Here is a 17,048-nt window from a genome sequence, read left to right as displayed (position 1 = left end):
ACCGGCGTCGCCAAGAGCGAGGCCGGTGTGCGCGGGCTTCGTCTTTAGCGGTACTTGGTAGAGCGCCCGCAAGCGAAAGCAAATCGGCGCTGGTGGCGGGCAGTATAGCGGCGGTGTGGGCCGCCTCCCGCGCGCTCAAGGTTCCAGGTCGAAGGTGCGTGCCGCCCGAAGGTCACCCACGAGGCGGGTGAGCGATCGAAGCACCGTGAGGCACGCCTCCTCGTCCGCGATCGCCAGCGCCGGCAGCGCGGTCGTGGCCACCAGCCGGCCGGACTCGGGATGGACGCCAAACACCACACCCTGGTGCGTGCGGCACAGGTTCATCTCCATGCCCGTGCGCAGGACAGCTTCGAGCGCGTGCGGATTCGGCTTGCCGATATCGACGAAGAACTCGATCAGGCTGGTCAGAGGATCCAGGCGCAGCACCACCGTGCAGTCGTCCACCACCAGTGCACCGGTGGAGCGGACTTCTTCCGCTGCAGCGCCGGTGCCGACCAGGCGATCGACGACCTTTGCCCAGATGGTGTCGAAGGCGGCGGCGGCATGCTTTCGCAAAGCGTCCGCGGTGTCGATCATGTCCTGCGAGCCGAACTCGAAAGCGCCATCCGGTTTGAGCTTGAACGTGGTTTCGGTCATGCCCAGTTCTCTTCCACGATATCTGGCTCCTGCACCGGCGCTACGGCCCTCGCCTGCGCCCTGTCGGCGGGTGCCGCCTGCAGCGGCGGCGGTGTCGCCGCTGCAACCCAGGCCTGGCCGCGTTGCAGCAAGCCCCAGCTGAAGGCAATGGCAGGCGCCCAAGCGATGTTCACCTTCCTTCGGTCGTCTTCGTCGTCCTGTACCGCGGCAATTGGCCGCAACGACAGTGCCAGCATCGCGCACGAGAAGACCATCAGCGCGTCCGCCATGGTCTGCGCCACCGGCCGGCTGAAGAGTCCCTTCGCGGTGTCCCGGATGCCTGCCCCGAGGCTTGCCGCGTAGTCGCCAATCGCGGTGCAACGGTTCTTCTTGAGCGCGCGGACCGTTCGCTGCAGATCGTCCGCCTTCTGCGGCGTACTCGCGTCGAGCCACGTAGGTCGCATGCCGTCGGGTGGCAGCAGGTGTTGCATGAGCGTGATGGAGGCGCCGGTGGCGCCTGCCGACAGCAGGCTGCTGGCGATGTAGGCCTGTCCATTGGTGTCGGGATTCGTGGAGAACACGCCACCTCCCACGAGCCCGTGCCCGAGCGCGAACGGCCAGAACTTAATGAAATCGGCGAACCAAGCGCGCTTGGTATCGACAAACGGTATGGACTTGCCGTCTCGAATGGTCGGTGCAGGTGCCCCGTACTTCATGCTCAGCGAGCCGCTGTTCACGATACGCTTGGCCACACCTGTACCGACCGCGATGGTCAGGCACGCACAAAAATAGGCAACCAACGCGATCTGTCGCTCCGCAAGCTTTATCGCCTGCGGATCTGCGTAGGCCGTCGGATCTTCAGGCGGGTAGCGCAGCACCCCCAGCCCGACCGTAGCGGCGGAGGCGAAGCTCAGGAGGGTGGTGAGGGTGGTGGCGCTGATCGAACGGAACACATCGCGCAGGTTTCCCTCCGTCACGAGCGCTTCGAGGTCGTCTCGCGTGAGCACCCCTTCATGCGCCAGAATGGTCAGAATGGCATCGACGCTCACGTCGTCCCGCACGCCGGGAGCAAGATGGCGGGTCAGCGCGTTTCTCAGCCTCTGGTCATCCGCTTCGTCTCGGATTTTGAGCGTCTGCTCCCTTCGTTGGCGTCTGACTGCCTTTATGTCCTGCTGTGGCCTCTCTTCAGCCTCTTGCACCCGGACAGGGCGGGCCTCCGGTACCAGCTGCTCCGATGTGCCTTCGTCGGTCGCCGCTGGAGCCTCGCCCCCCACAACAGACCCCGACCCCTGTCCGGCCGAAGGCGATTGCCCGGGTCCGTTCTTCTTATCCTGAAGTTGCGAGGAACTGGTCGCATGGGGGATTGATAGCTCCCGCAGGACTCCGGCTAAGGATGAGCTTGAGGAGCTTGGCCTCGGTTGCCTCGGTGCGGACAGCGGTGCTGTCTTCGGGTGGAAATTTACGGTTGATTCCGTGTCATCCGTTCGCGCTTTCGCGTCATTGGGGCTCCTGAAATCAGACGCCTGCACCGGTGGCATCTGCGCATCATCTCTGAAGCCGTCTTGCTCCGGCGCGAACACGGATAAGCTGACCCTCGGCCAGTTCTGCGACTCGGCGAGCGCCAAGGAGCTCAGGGAACTCGGGGAACTTGGGGCGTTCGGGAAGCTTGGGAAGCTCGACGAACTCAAAGACCGGCTCCTGGGGCTCGAAGCAGGTGGGGCAGGTGGGGCAACGCTTGAACCGGGGAAAGAGGACTGGGGGGCAGGAGCAGCAGCGGGGTCACGCTGCGGGGACTTCGAAACCATCCTGGTCCTCCTAGCATCGGGTCTAGCTGCACGGTCCATTCCTCGCCCCCAACAGATGAGTAGATGAAAACGAACTGTATTTTCTTTTCGGATGAGAACTACCGTGCTATCCCTGACGGGACGCGATGCGCGTGGCGCGGCGCGGCAAAGCACCGGAATAGCCGAGATCATGTGGAACCCGCGGGGTACGCCCCCTTGCGCCCCCCCGCGGCATGTGCTTCATAATGCCTTGGCGTGGGTTTCGCCCGCGCGCAGATTGCGGTGAACAGGTCACTTTCGCGTTGTTGCTCAGTTGAAGGCGCTTTCGGGACTCATCGCTCAGGTCAATTTCGTTATCTTTAGGAGTCCCAGACAGATGGGCAACAAACTTTATGTGGGCAACCTGCCCTACTCGGTGCGCGACAGCGACCTGGAGCAAGCCTTCGGCCAATTCGGCGCCGTCACCAGCGCCAAGGTCATGATGGAGCGCGACACGGGCCGTTCCAAGGGTTTCGGCTTTGTCGAGATGGGCAGCGACGCCGAGGCGCAAGCCGCCATCAACGGCATGAACGGGCAGCCCCTGGGCGGCCGCAGCGTCGTGGTCAACGAAGCCCGTCCGATGGAATCGCGTCCGCGCACCGGCGGCTTCGGCGGCGGTGGCGGCGGCTACGGCGGTGGTGGTAGCGGCGGTGGCGGTGGTGGCTACGGCGGCGGCGGTGGTGGCGGCTACGGCGGCGGCGGTGGCCGCAGCGGTGGTGGCGGCGGCTACGGCGGCGGTGGCCGCAGCGGCGGCGGCGGCGGTGACGGTGGCTTTCGCAGCCCGTACGGCTCCGGCCCGCGCGGCGGCGGTGGTGGCGGCAACCGCGGCGGATACTGATTCCGGACTGGCATCGCCAGACAAATGACGGGGCTTCGGCCCCGTTTTTCGTTTCGAGGCCGGCTGATGCGCCATCGCATCGCTCTGGCGAGCGCGTGCCGATGTTCCGCCGAGCGGCTCAGTTCTGCGTGTGCCGGTGCTTGCGCGGCCGCCCGACCAGCAGCCGGTCGAAGAGCGCGTTGGGCAGCACGCGCAGCAAACGTGCGGCGATGCCCATCTGCCAGGGAATCACGCGGTGGCTCACGCCGGAGGCGATCGCATGGACCGCCTGGTCGGCAAAGGTCGCCGGCTGCATGAGGAACGGCATGCCGTACCGGTTGCGCGCCGTGAGCGGCGTGGCGATGTAACCGGGGCTGAGCGTGACCACCCGCACCCCGGTGCCGCGCAGTTCTCCGCGCAGCGACTCGCAGTAGCTGATGGCGGCCGCCTTGCTGGCGCAGTAGGCGCCGTGGCCCGGCAAGCCGCGCACACCGGCGACGCTGGCGATGCCGACGAGGCGGCCGTGCCCGCGCTGTACCATGGGCCGCACGAAGGGATGGAAGGTGGCGGCGACGCCCACCACGTTGATGGCGAAGGTATGCGCCATCACGTCGAGGTCGTCCCGCTCGGCGGTGTCGATGCCCAGGCTGATGCCGGCATTGGCGATCACCACGTCCGGCACGCCTTGCCGCGCCAGGCACTGCCGGCCCGCCTGCACGGCGGCTTCGATGTCGGCCACGTCGGCGCCGTACACCTCCCATTGCTGGCGCGGCAGGCCCAGAGCCTGCGCCCAGGCCTGCATCTCGTGCGTACGGCGCGCGACCAGGGCCAGGCGCCAGCCATCGCGGGCATAGCGGGCGGCCAGCGCCTGGCCGATGCCGCTGGACGCGCCCGTGATGAACACGAGGCGGCTCACGGCGATGGGGGCCCGGCGCTGATGACGCCGCGCACGCGTCCTTCGAGCTGCAGCAGGCGGTCGAGGTTGTCGTAGTCCAGGCGGTCCGCGGTGAAGCGGTCGCTGCCACGCAGCAACTCGACCGGCTTGTGCGAGCTGAGGCGCTCGGTGTCGAGGAAGGCGTGCAGGAACTCGCCGCTGATCCGCATGCGAGGCCGCGGCTGCCCGTCCGGCGCGGTGCTGGCTTCGCGGGTAACGACCGCATCGCCGATCAGCTGGACCTCGGAGCCGTCGCCGTTGGAGATGCCGCGCTTTGCTGTGGCCACGGTCAGTTCGCCGCGCTCGTTGAAGGCGCGCACCCGCGGGTTGTCGATTTCAAGCGTGTCGGTGTCGGGGTAGTGGCGGCCTTCGGTGCCGAAGATTTCACTCTGGAGGCGGCCGGCGCCGTCGAAGTTGCGGATGGCGAAGTCGCGCATGAAGTAGTCGGGCTCATGGACCGGCGCCGGCGGCACGCGCGGCGGACCGAAGTCCGGCGTGTTCCGCGCGAGCCAATAGGTGCCCAGGGCCACCGCCGCCATCAGGATGACGGGCAGGTACACCGAAGCGCGGTCTGCGAGGGTGCGCCACCAGCGCCCGGGCCGGGTGGGCGCAGGGCCTGTCACCCGTACGCCTCCAGCAATTGCGCGTAGCGACCGCTCGCGACCAGCAGCACGTCACAGAATTCGCGCGCCGCACCGTGTCCGCCCGACGCGGCGGTGACGTGGTGCGCCACGGCGCGCACCTCTGCGTGGGCGTTCGATGGTGCGCAAGCGAAGGCGCAGCGCCGCAGCACCGGCAGGTCGGGCCAGTCGTCTCCGATGCCGGCCGCGTCGCTCCAGCCCAGCCCGAGCTCGTGCAACGTGCGCTCGGCCGCAGGCCGCTTGTCTTCGGTGCCGTAGTGCACCCGCGTGACCCCTAACGCGGCGAGCCGCGCCCGCAGCGGCGCCGAATCGCGCCCGGTGATGACGACGGGCACGATGCCCGCGCGCTGCAGCAGCTTCAGGCCCAGGCCGTCGAGAATGTTGAAGCGCTTGAGCATCTCGCCCTCCGCCGACAGGTAGACGCCGCCGTCGGTCAGCACCCCGTCGATGTCGAAGAACGCGACTTTGACGCCCTGGGCTGCCAGCAGGAGCTGCGCAGGCAATTGGAGGCTGGCTGGCATGCCTCAGATCACCTTCGCGCGCATCAGGTCGTTCGTGTTGACGGCGCCGCACAGCCGCTGCGATGCATCGACCACCAGCACGCTGGTGATTCGATGGGTCTCCATGAGCTCGGCCGCCTCGACGGCCAGCACGTCGTCGCGGATGGTGCGGGGGTTCGGATGCATCACGTCGCGCGCGCGCAGCCCACGCAGATCGGTGCCTTTTTCGACCAGGCGGCGCAGATCTCCGTCGGTGAAGATGCCGAGCACGCGCCCCTCGTCGTCGGTAACGGCCGAGGCACCCAGGCCCTTGCGGCTCATCTCGCGCATGAGGTCGGTAAAGCCGGTTTCGGCGCCGACCCGCGGCACCGCGTCACCCGAACGCATGACGTCGGCCAGCAGGGTCAGCAGCTTGCGCCCGAGGGCGCCGCCCGGATGCGAACGGGCGAAATCCTCGGGGCGGAATCCGCGCGCGTCGAGCAGGGCCACCGCCAGCGCATCGCCCAGGGCCAGCTGCGCGGTCGTGCTGGCCGTGGGCGCGAGGTTGAGTGGGCAGGCTTCCTTCTCCACCCCCGTGTCCAGCACGATGTCGGCGTGCCGCCCGAGGGTCGAGCGGGCCCGCCCGGTCATGGCGATCAAGGGTGCGCCGATGCGCTTGAGCAAGGGAAGAATGGCAGTGAGCTCGTCGCTTTCGCCGCCGTTTGAGATGGCGAGCACCAGGTCGTGCGGCTGCACCATGCCGAGGTCGCCATGGCTCGCCTCGGCCGGGTGCACGAACATCGCCGGCGTCCCGGTGGACGCCAGGGTGGCGGCAATCTTGCGGCCGATATGGCCACTCTTGCCCATGCCCATGACGACCACGCGGCCGGATAGCGCCAGGATGGCGGCTACCGCCTTGCCGAACGCATCGCCGGTGCGCAGCTTCAGGCCCTGGATGGCCGCCGCTTCGATGTCGAAGGTCTCGTGGGCCAGCTTCAGTGCGCGCGCAGGATCGAGCCTGGCGACGGACGAAGAAGAAGCTCCTGTGGGGGCTGCGCTCATGGCGGCCATTTTACTGACCGGCCCCACGCTGTCGCGCGCTTGCGGCAGCTGCGTGCAGCAGTATCTCCAACCTCTGCAGCCGTGCGCGCGGCGCCTTCGGGGTTCGCTTCAGGACGACTGTCATGAGGCCGGGGCGGCGGATGGCGCACCGAGGGGCCAGGGCGGCCGGTGTTCCGTATGCCGTGCCGCGATGCGCCCTGCCGTCGCCTCGCCGCCATGCGGGCCTTTCTGCTGCGGTTATGCGCGACGATGGCGATGCTGCGGAAGTGGCGCTACGGGCTACGCGGTCTACTTGCCGATGCAGAAGTTCGAGAAGATGACGCCCAACAGATCATCCGCGCTGAAGGCGCCCGTGATCTCCCCGAGTGCGTTCTGGGCCAGCCGCAGTTCCTCGGCGAGCAGATCGAGTGCAGGAGCCGCCGACCCGAGAAGCTCGTGCGCTTCGTGCAGGTGCTGCCCGACCTGTGCGAGGGCCTGCACATGCCGCTCGCGCGCAATCCAGACGCCTTCGGGAGCCGCCTGCCAGCCCGCCACTTCGAGCAGGCGGCGGCGCAGGCGGTCCAGTCCCTCGCCCGTACGTGCCGACAGCGCAATCGCATCGCCGTGCCGCGCGTGGTCGGGCAGCTGCGCGCCGGCCACGTCGAGCTTGTTCCACAGCTCCAGCACGGGCACGCCAGCCGGCACGCGCTGCCCGAGCAGGCTTCGGATCTGCGCGTCGGCCTGGGCGTAGTCCGGATCGCCACAGCGGTGCAGGTCGTGCAGGAACAGGACGGCATCGGCGCGTTCGATCTGGTCCCATGCGCGGGCGATGCCGATCTGCTCCACCGGATCCAGGCTTTCGCGCAGGCCGGCGGTGTCGATCACGTGCACGGGCACCCCTTCGATCTGGATCGCCTGGGACACGACGTCGCGCGTGGTGCCTGGAATGGGCGTGACGATGGCCAGCTCGGCGCCGGCGAGCGCATTGAGCAACGAGCTCTTTCCGGCGTTGGGCTGGCCCGCGATGACGACCTGGATGCCCTCGCGCAGCAGCGCGCCCTGGCGGGTGCGCCGCGCCACGCGCTGGAGCCGGTCGCGCAGTCGATCGAGCTGCCCCCGGGCATCGGCCTGCTGCAGAAAGTCGATCTCCTCCTCCGGAAAGTCGAGGGTGGCTTCGACGAGCATGCGCAGGTGGATCAGATCGTCACGCAAGGCATGGACCTCGCGCGAGAACTCGCCTGCCAGCGAGCGGCTGGCGCTGCGGGCTGCCGCTTCCGTGCTGGCGTCGATGAGGTCGGCGACGGCCTCGGCCTGCGCCAGGTCGATCTTGTCGTTCAGGAAGGCGCGCTGGGTGAATTCGCCCGGCGTCGCCAGGCGCAGGCCCTGCGCGGCTCCCGCAGCGAGACAGCGCGCCAGCAGCAGTTGCAGGACCACGGGACCACCGTGCGCCTGCAGCTCCAGGACATCTTCTCCGGTGTAGGAGTGCGGCGCCGGAAAATGCAGCGCCAGGCCGTGGTCGATCGGAGAGCCGTCTTCGGCGCGAAAGGGAAGGTATGTCGCCTCGCGCGGGCGCAGGGCGCGGCCGCAGACTGCGTCGATGACCGGCTGCACTGCGCCGCCGGAGACGCGCACGATGCCGACGGCACCACGGCCGGCGGCCGTGGTGATCGCGACGATGGGGTCGTGGTGGCGGGGCAGCATGGGGCGGATGGTACGCAGCCGCAGGTCATGCGCAGAGGGCCGCTGCGTGCGGCCCTCGTGCGTGCGGATGCGGTCTTGCGGCAGGCCGGCTAGCGGAACTTCGGCAGGTTGAACTCCGGCGGCACGCCCATGCGCGTGTTGATCAGCCACTGCTGCGCGATCGACAGCACGTTGTTGGTGATCCAGTACAGCACCAGGCCGGCCGGGAAGAAGAAAAACATCACCGAGAAGATCAGCGGCATGAACCACATCAGCTTGGCCTGCATGGGATCGGGCGGCTGCGGATTCAGCGCCGTCTGCAGCAGCGTGGTGAGCGCCATCACGAGCGGCAGGATGAAGAACGGATCGGGCGTGGACAGGTCCTGGATCCAGAGAATCCAGGGCGCATTCCGCATCTCGACACTCGACAGCAACACCCAGTACAGCGCGATGAAGACGGGAATCTGCACCACGATCGGCAGGCAACCGCCGAGCGGATTGACCTTCTCCTCGCGGTAGATGCGCATCATCTCCTGCTGCATCTGCTGCGGGTTGTCCTTGAAGCGCTCGCGCAACTGCATCACGCGCGGATTGATCGCCTTCATCTTGGCCATGCTCTGGTAGCCCTTGGCCTGCAACCAGTAGAAGGCGATCTTGATCACCAGCACCAGCGCCACGATGGACCAGCCCCAGTTGCCGATGAATCCGTGCAGCTTATCCAGCAGCCAGTACAACGGCTTGGCCAGGATGGTGAGCCAGCCGTAGTCCTTGACCAGGTCGAGTCCAGGAGCGACCTGCTCGAGCATCTTTTCTTCCTGGGGCCCGGCGAACAGAACCGGCGTCACGGCTTCGGTGCTTCCAGCGGCCACCGGCTGCAGCGGCGCGATCATGCCGGTCGCATACAGGTTGGTGTCCACCTTGCGCATGAAGATCTCGCGCTGCACGCCCTGCGGCAGGATCCAGGCGCTCGCGAAATAGTGCTGCACCATGGCCACATAGCCATCGGGCGACTGCTTCTGGAACTCGGCCTTGTTCTTCTCGATGTCGGAGAAGTCGATCTTCTGGAACTTGCCTTCGTCCGTGTACACGGCGGGGCCGGTGAAGGTCGAATAGAACGATGATTCGCCGGGCAGCTTGTTGCCGTCGCGCACCAGTTGCACGTACAGCTGCGGCGCGACCGGCTGCGCACCGACATTGACCACCTCGTGCCGCACCGGGATGTCATAGGAGCCGCGCTTGAGCGTGTAGGTCTTGATGAGTCTCACGCCGTTCTGCTCGGGCGATTCAAAGCGCAGGGTGAGGGCGTCAGCGCCCGGCTTGAGCTCACGCTCCCCGGTAAACGCCATGGGCGTCTTGTGATTGGGGAAGTCGCCACCGATCAGGCCGCTCTGGGCTACATAGAAGCGGTTGGCGCTTTCCTCCAGCAGCACGAAATTGCTGTCGGACTTCTGCGCGGGAGTTTCGGCTGCATGGTCGAGGAACTCGGTTCGCACCAGCGAGCCTCCTTCGGTATCGAAGGTCAGGCGCATCACGTCTGTGGTCACCGTGATGCGCTCGCGGGCCGGTGCGGGTGCCGCGTCGCCGGGAACACTGGAGGGCACGGCCGCGCCGGCAGTGGGCACGCTGCTGGTTGCAGGCACCGTAGCCGGAGCTGCCGCACCGCCGGCCGTCGGTGCGGGTGCGGTGGCGACCGGCTTCGGGAAAAACGTTGCCTGCCGCCCGTTGTGCAGCTGCCACTGGTCCCAAAGCATCACCAGAGAGAAACCAAACACCACCCACAGGATGGTTCGGCGAATGTCGTTCATGAGGACTATTTTTTGTGGAAGGGAAACACGCGGCGCGTGAACAGGCGGGGCGCCGTCGCGGGCACGTCATCGTGTCCGCCTGCGCACCAGGGATGGCAGCGCACCAGCCGCGCCGCCGTGAGGTAGCTGCCCGCCAGCGCGCCGTGCCGCTCGAGCGCCTCCAGCGAATACGCCGAACACGAGGGCGTGAAGCGGCAGCTCGAGCCCAGCCAGGGCGACAGCAGCAGGCGGTAGCCCCTGACCAGGCCGATCAAGAGCATGTTTATCCGGTACATCGGCGAGCCCCACTGAACAGTGTGAGCAACTCCTGCCGTACCGCGTTCCGCAGCGCATCGGAAGTAGCACTCGTGAACCGGGACCGCTCGAACCCGGCACGCAGGCGAACCACATGCGCTGCGAGGGGCAACTCCGCGGACATCTCCTGCGCCAGCGCATGAATCTGGCGTTTGATGGTGTTGCGGGTTACGGCCCGTTTGGCCCACCGCTTGGGAACCACCACGCCGATCCATGCGGTGTGGCCGGGAAAGAGCGCCTGCTTCGGCCCGGCAGAAGCGGGTTCGTGCGCGGCGGATCCGGCGTGCGGACCAGGCTGCAGCAGCTTCGGCGCCGCCCGGTGCAAGGCGAAATGCGCGGTGCGCGAGACGGTCTGCCCGGCGAGCACGGCCTCGAACTGGGCCCGGGTCTTCAGCCGCTCCACCCGCGCCGGGCGATCAGACGGCGAGGCGCTTGCGACCCTTGGCGCGGCGGGCGTTGATGACGGCGCGTCCACCGCGGGTCTTCATGCGAACCAGAAAGCCGTGCGTACGCGCGCGGCGCACTTTGGAGGGTTGGTAGGTGCGTTTCATGTTGGCATCTCGGGGAAACCCGCGAGTATCGCGCATTCACCGAAGCCCGGCAAGACGCAAGCCCTTGTCGCAGCAGGGCCGCGCGGCCCTCAAAGGCTGGGGCAAGCTTGTGGATAAGCACTTGATAATCTAGACTCGCGGGTTTGCGTCATGAACAATATCCACAAGGCGACAGCCGTTTATGAGTGAGGGGCAAGCGAGAACGCTGGCGTCCGGGGCCGCCGACAGTCTCTGGCAGGCATGCATCGAACAGCTGGCCCAGGAGCTGCCCGAGCAGCAGTTCAACACCTGGATCAAGCCGCTTGCTGCGCAGGTATCCGACGATTTCTCCAAGGTCACCGTACTGGTGGCCAACCGCTTCAAGCTGGATTGGGTGCGGGCCCAGTACGCCGGCCGCATCTCGGCTCTGCTCGAGCGCTTGTATGGCCAGCCCGTGCAGCTGGAGCTGGCCCTGGCGCACCGAGAGGCGCCCGCCAAAACGTATGTAGCGCCAACCCCGCCGGACGCCGAGGCACCCGCGGAGACGCCGGAGGCAGCGGACGACGGCAATGCCGGCCTGTTCAAGACCCGGCTCAACTCGGCGCTGACCTTCGATACCCTCGTCGAAGGAACTGCGAACCGCATGGCGCGGGCAGCGGCCATGCACGTGGCCGGCACGCCGGGCCACCTGTACAACCCGCTCTTCATCTACGGTGGCGTCGGCCTGGGCAAGACCCACCTGATGCATGCGGTAGGCAACAAGCTGCTGGCCGACCGGCCGCAGTCCAAGGTGCTCTACATCCACGCCGAGCAATTCGTCTCGGACGTGGTCAAGGCCTACCAGCGCAAGACCTTCGACCAGTTCAAGGAGCGCTACCACTCGCTGGACTTGCTGCTGATCGACGACGTGCAGTTCTTCGCCAACAAGGACCGCACGCAGGAAGAGTTCTTCAACGCCTTCGAGGCGCTGCTGGCCAAGAAGTCGCACATCGTGATGACCAGCGACACCTACCCGAAGGGTCTGGCCGACATCCACGAGCGCCTCGTTTCGCGCTTCGACTCCGGTCTGACGGTGGCGATCGAGCCGCCCGAGCTGGAAATGCGCGTCGCCATCCTGATCAACAAGGCGCGCGCCGAAAGCGCCGAGATGCCAGAGGAAGTGGCTTTCTTCGTGGCGAAAAACGTCCGCTCCAACGTTCGCGAGCTCGAAGGCGCGCTGCGCAAGATCCTGGCGTACTCGCGCTTCAACCAGAAAGAGATATCGATCCAGCTCGCGCGCGAGGCGCTGCGGGACCTGCTGTCCATCCAGAACCGTCAGATCAGCGTCGAGAACATCCAGAAGACCGTCGCCGACTACTACAAGATCAAGGTCGCCGACATGTACAGCAAGAAGCGCCCAGCCTCCATCGCGCGGCCCCGGCAGATCGCCATGTACCTGGCCAAGGAGCTCACGCAAAAGAGCCTGCCCGAGATCGGGGAGCTGTTCGGCGGGCGTGACCACACCACGGTGCTGCACGCCGTGCGCAAGATCGCCGGCGAACGCCAGCAGCTGTCCGACCTCAACCAGCAGCTGCACGTGCTGGAACAGACCCTCAAGGGCTGAACGTGGGCCGCAGCAACGCCGGCGCCGAACAAGCCTGGGGATAGAACTTGAACAAACCGGTGCTTGTCCACAGGCGCGACCGTTCCGTCCTAGTTGTCCAGTTTCGGGTGACACCACGAACGCACGCTATCCCACAGCCAGCCGCATGAGCCAAGTCCTTGCCACCAAAGGCTTTTGTGCGCTTGTCCACAGCGACGCGGCCCCTCTACTAGCTACTACTACCTTATATAAAGAAAACAATAGGAAGACAGAGAGGAAGGCGCGCCTGCGGTCGTTCTCGGGCGCGGCCACGCTTTTGTGCGTCGGGTTCGTATCCCGGAAGGTGGGTGCCGGGGTCGGCGTTCGTGCCTCGCATCTCTGCCGACAACCTGCTGCAAGCAGGGCAGGTGCCAAGGTGTCAAGGAACAACGGTGTGGAGCGTTTTTGGACAAGTGGCCGCTTGTCCACAGAGCGGCAGGGCAGCTCCGAGTTGTTCGCGCTGGCGCGACACCAACGAAGCACGGAAGTGCACAGCGACAGAAACCGATTAAGTGCTTGAAAAAACAGGGAAAATCGCAGTTGTCCACACCGGACTGCGCCCTTTACTAGCTACTACTAATTTCAATTAAGAGATCTATAAGAGAAGAGGCACAAATGATCGTCCTGAAGGCAACCCAAGACAAAGTGCTGTCGGTCCTGCAGTCGGTGGCCGGCATCGTGGAACGCAGACATACCCTGCCGGTGCTGGCGAACGTGCTGATTCGCAAGACGGCCGAAGGCGTTCAGTTCACCACCAGCGACCTGGAGATCCAGATCCGCACCACGGCGTCCTTCGATGGCGATGCCGGCAGCTTCACCACGACGGTCGGCGCGCGCAAGCTGATCGACATCCTGCGCACCATGCCGGCAGACCAGACGGTGAGCCTGGAGTCCAGCCAGAACAAGGTGGTCTTGAAGGGCGGCAAGAGCCGCTTCACGCTGCAGACGCTGCCCGCCGAGGACTTTCCGCTGGTGCAGGAGGCGCCGAGCTTCGGGCCTTCCTTCAGCGTTCCTCAGAAGACCTTGAAGGACCTGTTGAACCAGGTGTCTTTCGCGATGGCGGTGCACGACATCCGCTATTACCTCAACGGCATCCTGTTCGTCGCCGAGGGCAAGCAGCTGTCGCTGGTCGCCACCGACGGCCACCGCCTCGCGTTCGCCAGTGCCACCCTCGAAGTCGAGGTGCCGCGACAGGAGGTGATCCTTCCGCGCAAGACCGTCCTCGAGCTGCAACGTCTGCTGTCCGACGCCGAAGGCGCCATCGAAATGCAGTTCGCCAGCAATCAGGCCCGGTTTTCCTTCGGCGGAATGGAGTTCGTCACCAAGCTGGTCGAAGGCAAGTTCCCCGACTACAACCGCGTCATCCCCAAGAACCACCGCAACGAAGTGACCCTCGGGCGCGCGCCGCTGCTGGCCAGCCTCCAGCGCACGGCCATCCTGACCAGCGAGAAGTTCAAGGGCGTGCGCCTGAACATCGAACCCGGCTTGCTGCGCGTGGCGTCGAGCAACGCCGAGCAGGAAGAGGCGGTGGACGAGCTCGATATCGACTATGGCGGCGACACGATCGAGATCGGCTTCAACGTCAGCTACCTGATCGACGCGCTCGCCAACATGGACCAGGACATGGTCCGCATCGAACTGCAGGACGCCAACAGCTCGGCCCTGGTCACGAACCCCGAGAACAGCGCATTCAAGTACGTCGTGATGCCCATGCGCATCTGAGTTGGCCCCCCTGCCCCGGCTCGCCGGGGCCCAGCCTCGACTCGCGCGTGACCGCCTCGCCCCGAAAGGCGATCACGACCGCGATCGGTGAAGAGATTGAGAGAACACGCTTATGTCCGAAGAGAACAAAGAGCTGCCCGCGGCCGGCAACGGTGCTGCCGAGGGAAGCTCGAATTACCAGCCGCGTATCGACGCCCACCAGGCTGGGGCGAGTGAAGGCTACGGTGAAGGCGCCATTCAGATCCTCGAGGGCCTGGAGGCTGTGCGCAAGCGCCCAGGCATGTACATCGGCGACACGTCGGACGGCACCGGCCTGCACCACCTCGTGTTCGAGGTCGTCGACAACTCGATCGACGAGGCGCTGGCCGGCCACTGCGACGACATCGTGGTCACGATCCACACCGACAATTCGATCAGCGTGGTCGATAACGGTCGCGGCATTCCCACCGGCATCAAGATGGACGACAAGCACGAGCCCAAACGCTCGGCGGCCGAAATCGCGCTGACCGAACTGCACGCGGGCGGCAAGTTCAACCAGAACAGCTACAAGGTCTCCGGCGGCCTGCACGGCGTCGGCGTGAGCTGCGTGAACGCGCTCTCGCGCATGCTGCGCCTGACGGTGCGGCGCGAGGGCAAGGTGCACGTGCTCGAATTCAGCCGCGGCGTCGTGCAAAACCGCATCCTCAAGGAGGTGGACGGGGTCGAGGTCTCGCCGATGCATATCCTCGGCGACACCGACAAGCGCGGCACCGAGGTGCACTTCCTGCCGGACACCGAGATCTTTCGCGAGAACAACGACTTCCACTACGAGATCCTGTCCAAGCGCCTGCGTGAACTGAGCTTCCTGAACAACGGCGTCAACATCAAGCTGATCGACGAGCGCAACGGCAAGCACGACGACTTCTCGGGCGCCGGAGGTGTCCGGGGTTTCGTGGACTTCATCAACAAGGGCAAGACCGTCCTGCACCCGAACGTCTTTCACGCCATCGGCGATCGCCAGAGCGACCAGAACACCAACATCGGCGTCGAGGTGGCCATGCAGTGGAACAGCGGCTACAACGAGCAGGTGCTCTGTTTCACCAACAACATTCCACAGCGTGACGGCGGCACCCACCTGACCGGACTGCGTGCGGCCATGACCCGCGTGATCAACAAGTACATCGAGGAAAACGAGCTGGCCAAGAAGGCCAAGGTCGAGGTCTCCGGGGACGACATGCGCGAAGGACTGACCTGCGTGCTGAGCGTCAAGGTGCCCGAGCCCAAGTTTTCCAGCCAGACCAAGGACAAGCTGGTGTCCAGCGAAGTGCGCGGCCCGGTGGAAGACGTGGTCGCCCGCACGCTGAACGACTATCTCCAGGAGCGCCCCACCGACGCGAAGATCATCGTCGGCAAGATTCTCGAGGCCGCCAGGGCGCGCGAAGCCGCTCGCAAGGCGCGCGAGATGACCCGCCGCAAGGGTGTGCTCGATGGCATGGGTCTGCCCGGCAAGCTGGCCGATTGCCAGGAGAAAGACCCGGCGCTGTGCGAGATCTACATCGTCGAGGGCGACTCGGCGGGCGGCAGCGCCAAGCAGGGCCGCGACCGGAAATTCCAGGCCATCCTGCCCTTGCGCGGAAAAATCCTGAACGTGGAGAAGGCGCGCTACGAGAAGCTCCTCACCAGCAACGAGATCCTCACGCTCATCACCGCGCTGGGCACCGGCATCGGCAAGGCCGGCGGTGGCGGCAATGGCGGCGCGGACGACTTCAACGTCGCCAAGCTGCGCTACCACCGCATCATCATCATGACGGACGCGGACGTCGATGGCGCCCACATCCGCACGCTGCTGCTCACGTTCTTCTACCGCCAGATGGCGGAGCTGGTCGAGCGCGGCCACATCTACATCGCGCAGCCACCGCTGTACAAGGTCAAGGCCGGCAAGGAGGAGCTGTACCTGAAGGACGGCGGCGAACTGGACAGCTTTCTGCTGCGCATCGCGCTGAACGGCGCGAGCGTGCACACCGGCGGGGACAACCCGACGGTGATCACCGGCGACACCCTGGGCGAACTGGCGCGCAAGCACCAGGTCGCCGAGCAGGTGATCAACCGCCTGGCCGGCTTCATGGACGCCGAGGCGCTGCGCGCGATCGCCGATGGCGTGCGCCTGAACCTCGATACCGTCCCCGAAGCCGAGGCCTCGGCCCTCGCGCTGCAGGCCCGCCTGCACGAGATCGACCGCCTGACCAATGCTGCCCCGGCCGAAGTCGCCGGCGAGTTCGACGCGCGCACCGACAAGCCCATTCTGCGCATCAGCCGCCGCCACCACGGCAACGTCAAGAGCAGCGTCATCACCCAGGATTTCGTGCACGGCGCCGACTACATGGCGCTGGCCGATGCCGCCGATACCTTCCGGGGCCTGCTGCATGAAGGTGCCACCGTGCGGCGCGGCGAGGGCGAACGAGCCAAGGAGGAAAGCGTCTCCGACTTCCGTCAGGCCATGCGCTGGCTGATCGGCGAGGCCGAGCGCTCCACCAGCCGCCAGCGCTACAAGGGACTGGGCGAAATGAACCCCGGGCAGCTGTGGGAAACCACCATGGACCCGAGCGTGCGGCGCCTGCTGCGCGTGCAGATCGACGACGCCATCGAGGCCGACCGCGTCTTCACGATGCTCATGGGAGACGAGGTGGAGCCGCGCCGCGACTTCATCGAATCCAACGCACTGCGGGCGGCGAACATCGACGTGTGAGCGGGCCACAGGCTGCGAGCCAGGAGAGCCGTGCACCATCGATGGCCATGCCGGCGCTGGCATCGACGTCTTGGCAGCCGCCGGCTATCGTCAAAACGAAAGGCGCGCGGCTGGATTGCCAGACGGAGGAGGCGTATCGTTCTCGCAGCTGCAAGGGCCTCGATCGCGCACAGGTCAATGCGTAGGTTCGGGCGTGTGGCGCGGGTTCTGCGCAGCGCACGGTATGCCGCTGGAGGAGCCATGAATCTACGGATTGCCGGAATTCTCGGAGGCAGTGATGAACATGCAAATCACTTCCGGTTCGCTCGTACTCGCGTGCAG

Annotated in this window: 15 protein-coding genes; 4 read left to right on the top strand and 11 right to left on the bottom strand. The window is 66.1% G+C overall.

What is annotated here, in order from left to right; translation table 11 throughout:
• Nucleotides 1-135 precede the first annotated feature (135 nt).
• Both WG922_RS09950 and WG922_RS09945 read right to left on the bottom strand, forming a co-directional pair.
• Complete coding sequence (locus WG922_RS09950; RefSeq protein WP_340282407.1) at nt 136-636, bottom strand: hypothetical protein; 501 nt, start codon at nt 634-636, stop codon at nt 136-138.
• Nucleotides 633-1,664, bottom strand: a complete 1,032-nt coding sequence (locus tag WG922_RS09945; protein WP_340282406.1) for a hypothetical protein — start codon at nt 1,662-1,664, stop codon at nt 633-635. Before WG922_RS09945 ends, WG922_RS09950 begins: the two co-directional genes overlap by 4 nt.
• Nucleotides 1,665-2,775: 1,111 nt before the next feature.
• Between WG922_RS09945 and WG922_RS09940 the strand changes: the two genes are divergently transcribed.
• Complete coding sequence (locus WG922_RS09940) at nt 2,776-3,276, top strand: RNA recognition motif domain-containing protein (RefSeq protein ID WP_340282405.1); 501 nt, start codon at nt 2,776-2,778, stop codon at nt 3,274-3,276.
• 118 nt (nt 3,277-3,394) lie between these two features.
• On the opposite strand, the gene WG922_RS09935 is transcribed toward WG922_RS09940, so the two are convergent.
• From WG922_RS09935 to rpmH, 9 genes are all read right to left on the bottom strand, one after another.
• Nucleotides 3,395-4,171 (bottom strand): SDR family oxidoreductase, encoded by a 777-nt coding sequence (locus tag WG922_RS09935; RefSeq protein ID WP_340282403.1) that lies wholly within the window; start codon nt 4,169-4,171, stop codon nt 3,395-3,397.
• Nucleotides 4,168-4,812: an LPS export ABC transporter periplasmic protein LptC gene (lptC, locus tag WG922_RS09930; RefSeq protein ID WP_340282401.1), complete on the bottom strand. Its 645-nt coding sequence runs from the start codon at nt 4,810-4,812 to the stop codon at nt 4,168-4,170. The genes WG922_RS09935 and lptC overlap by 4 nt, the downstream gene beginning before the upstream one ends.
• Nucleotides 4,809-5,351, bottom strand: a complete 543-nt coding sequence (locus WG922_RS09925; protein WP_340282399.1) for a KdsC family phosphatase — start codon at nt 5,349-5,351, stop codon at nt 4,809-4,811. The genes lptC and WG922_RS09925 overlap by 4 nt, the downstream gene beginning before the upstream one ends.
• A gap of 3 nt (nt 5,352-5,354) precedes the next feature.
• Complete coding sequence (locus tag WG922_RS09920) at nt 5,355-6,371, bottom strand: KpsF/GutQ family sugar-phosphate isomerase (RefSeq protein WP_340282397.1); 1,017 nt, start codon at nt 6,369-6,371, stop codon at nt 5,355-5,357.
• A gap of 288 nt (nt 6,372-6,659) precedes the next feature.
• Nucleotides 6,660-8,051: a tRNA uridine-5-carboxymethylaminomethyl(34) synthesis GTPase MnmE gene (gene mnmE / locus WG922_RS09915; protein WP_340282396.1), complete on the bottom strand. Its 1,392-nt coding sequence runs from the start codon at nt 8,049-8,051 to the stop codon at nt 6,660-6,662.
• 89 nt (nt 8,052-8,140) lie between these two features.
• Nucleotides 8,141-9,835 (bottom strand): membrane protein insertase YidC, encoded by a 1,695-nt coding sequence (gene yidC / locus WG922_RS09910; protein WP_340282395.1) that lies wholly within the window; start codon nt 9,833-9,835, stop codon nt 8,141-8,143.
• A gap of 5 nt (nt 9,836-9,840) precedes the next feature.
• Entirely contained in the window at nt 9,841-10,095 is a 255-nt protein-coding gene (yidD, locus tag WG922_RS09905) for a membrane protein insertion efficiency factor YidD (RefSeq protein ID WP_340282394.1), read from the bottom strand.
• A 2-nt stretch (nt 10,096-10,097) separates the two neighbouring features.
• The gene (locus tag WG922_RS09900; protein ID WP_340282393.1) at nt 10,098-10,532 is read right to left on the bottom strand and encodes a ribonuclease P protein component; all 435 of its coding nucleotides are present in this window, start codon (nt 10,530-10,532) and stop codon (nt 10,098-10,100) included.
• Nucleotides 10,533-10,545: 13 nt separating this feature from the next.
• Nucleotides 10,546-10,680, bottom strand: coding sequence for a 50S ribosomal protein L34 (gene rpmH, locus WG922_RS09895; RefSeq protein WP_027101598.1), 135 nt, complete (start codon nt 10,678-10,680; stop codon nt 10,546-10,548).
• A 181-nt stretch (nt 10,681-10,861) separates the two neighbouring features.
• Between rpmH and dnaA the strand changes: the two genes are divergently transcribed.
• The 3 genes from dnaA (at nt 10,862) to gyrB (ending at nt 16,727) form a co-directional block, all read left to right on the top strand.
• Nucleotides 10,862-12,262: a chromosomal replication initiator protein DnaA gene (dnaA, locus tag WG922_RS09890; RefSeq protein WP_340282388.1), complete on the top strand. Its 1,401-nt coding sequence runs from the start codon at nt 10,862-10,864 to the stop codon at nt 12,260-12,262.
• Between the two features lie 633 nt (nt 12,263-12,895).
• Nucleotides 12,896-14,002, top strand: a complete 1,107-nt coding sequence (gene dnaN / locus WG922_RS09885; protein ID WP_340282387.1) for a DNA polymerase III subunit beta — start codon at nt 12,896-12,898, stop codon at nt 14,000-14,002.
• A gap of 112 nt (nt 14,003-14,114) precedes the next feature.
• Nucleotides 14,115-16,727: a DNA topoisomerase (ATP-hydrolyzing) subunit B gene (gyrB, locus tag WG922_RS09880; protein WP_340282386.1), complete on the top strand. Its 2,613-nt coding sequence runs from the start codon at nt 14,115-14,117 to the stop codon at nt 16,725-16,727.
• Nucleotides 16,728-17,048 lie beyond the last annotated feature (321 nt).

Source organism: Ramlibacter sp. AN1015 (assembly GCF_037726105.1).
Classification (GTDB): domain Bacteria; phylum Pseudomonadota; class Gammaproteobacteria; order Burkholderiales; family Burkholderiaceae_C; genus Ramlibacter.
The sequence above is the reverse complement of the archived record's forward strand: the minus strand, read 5'-3'. Positions and strand labels throughout refer to the sequence as shown.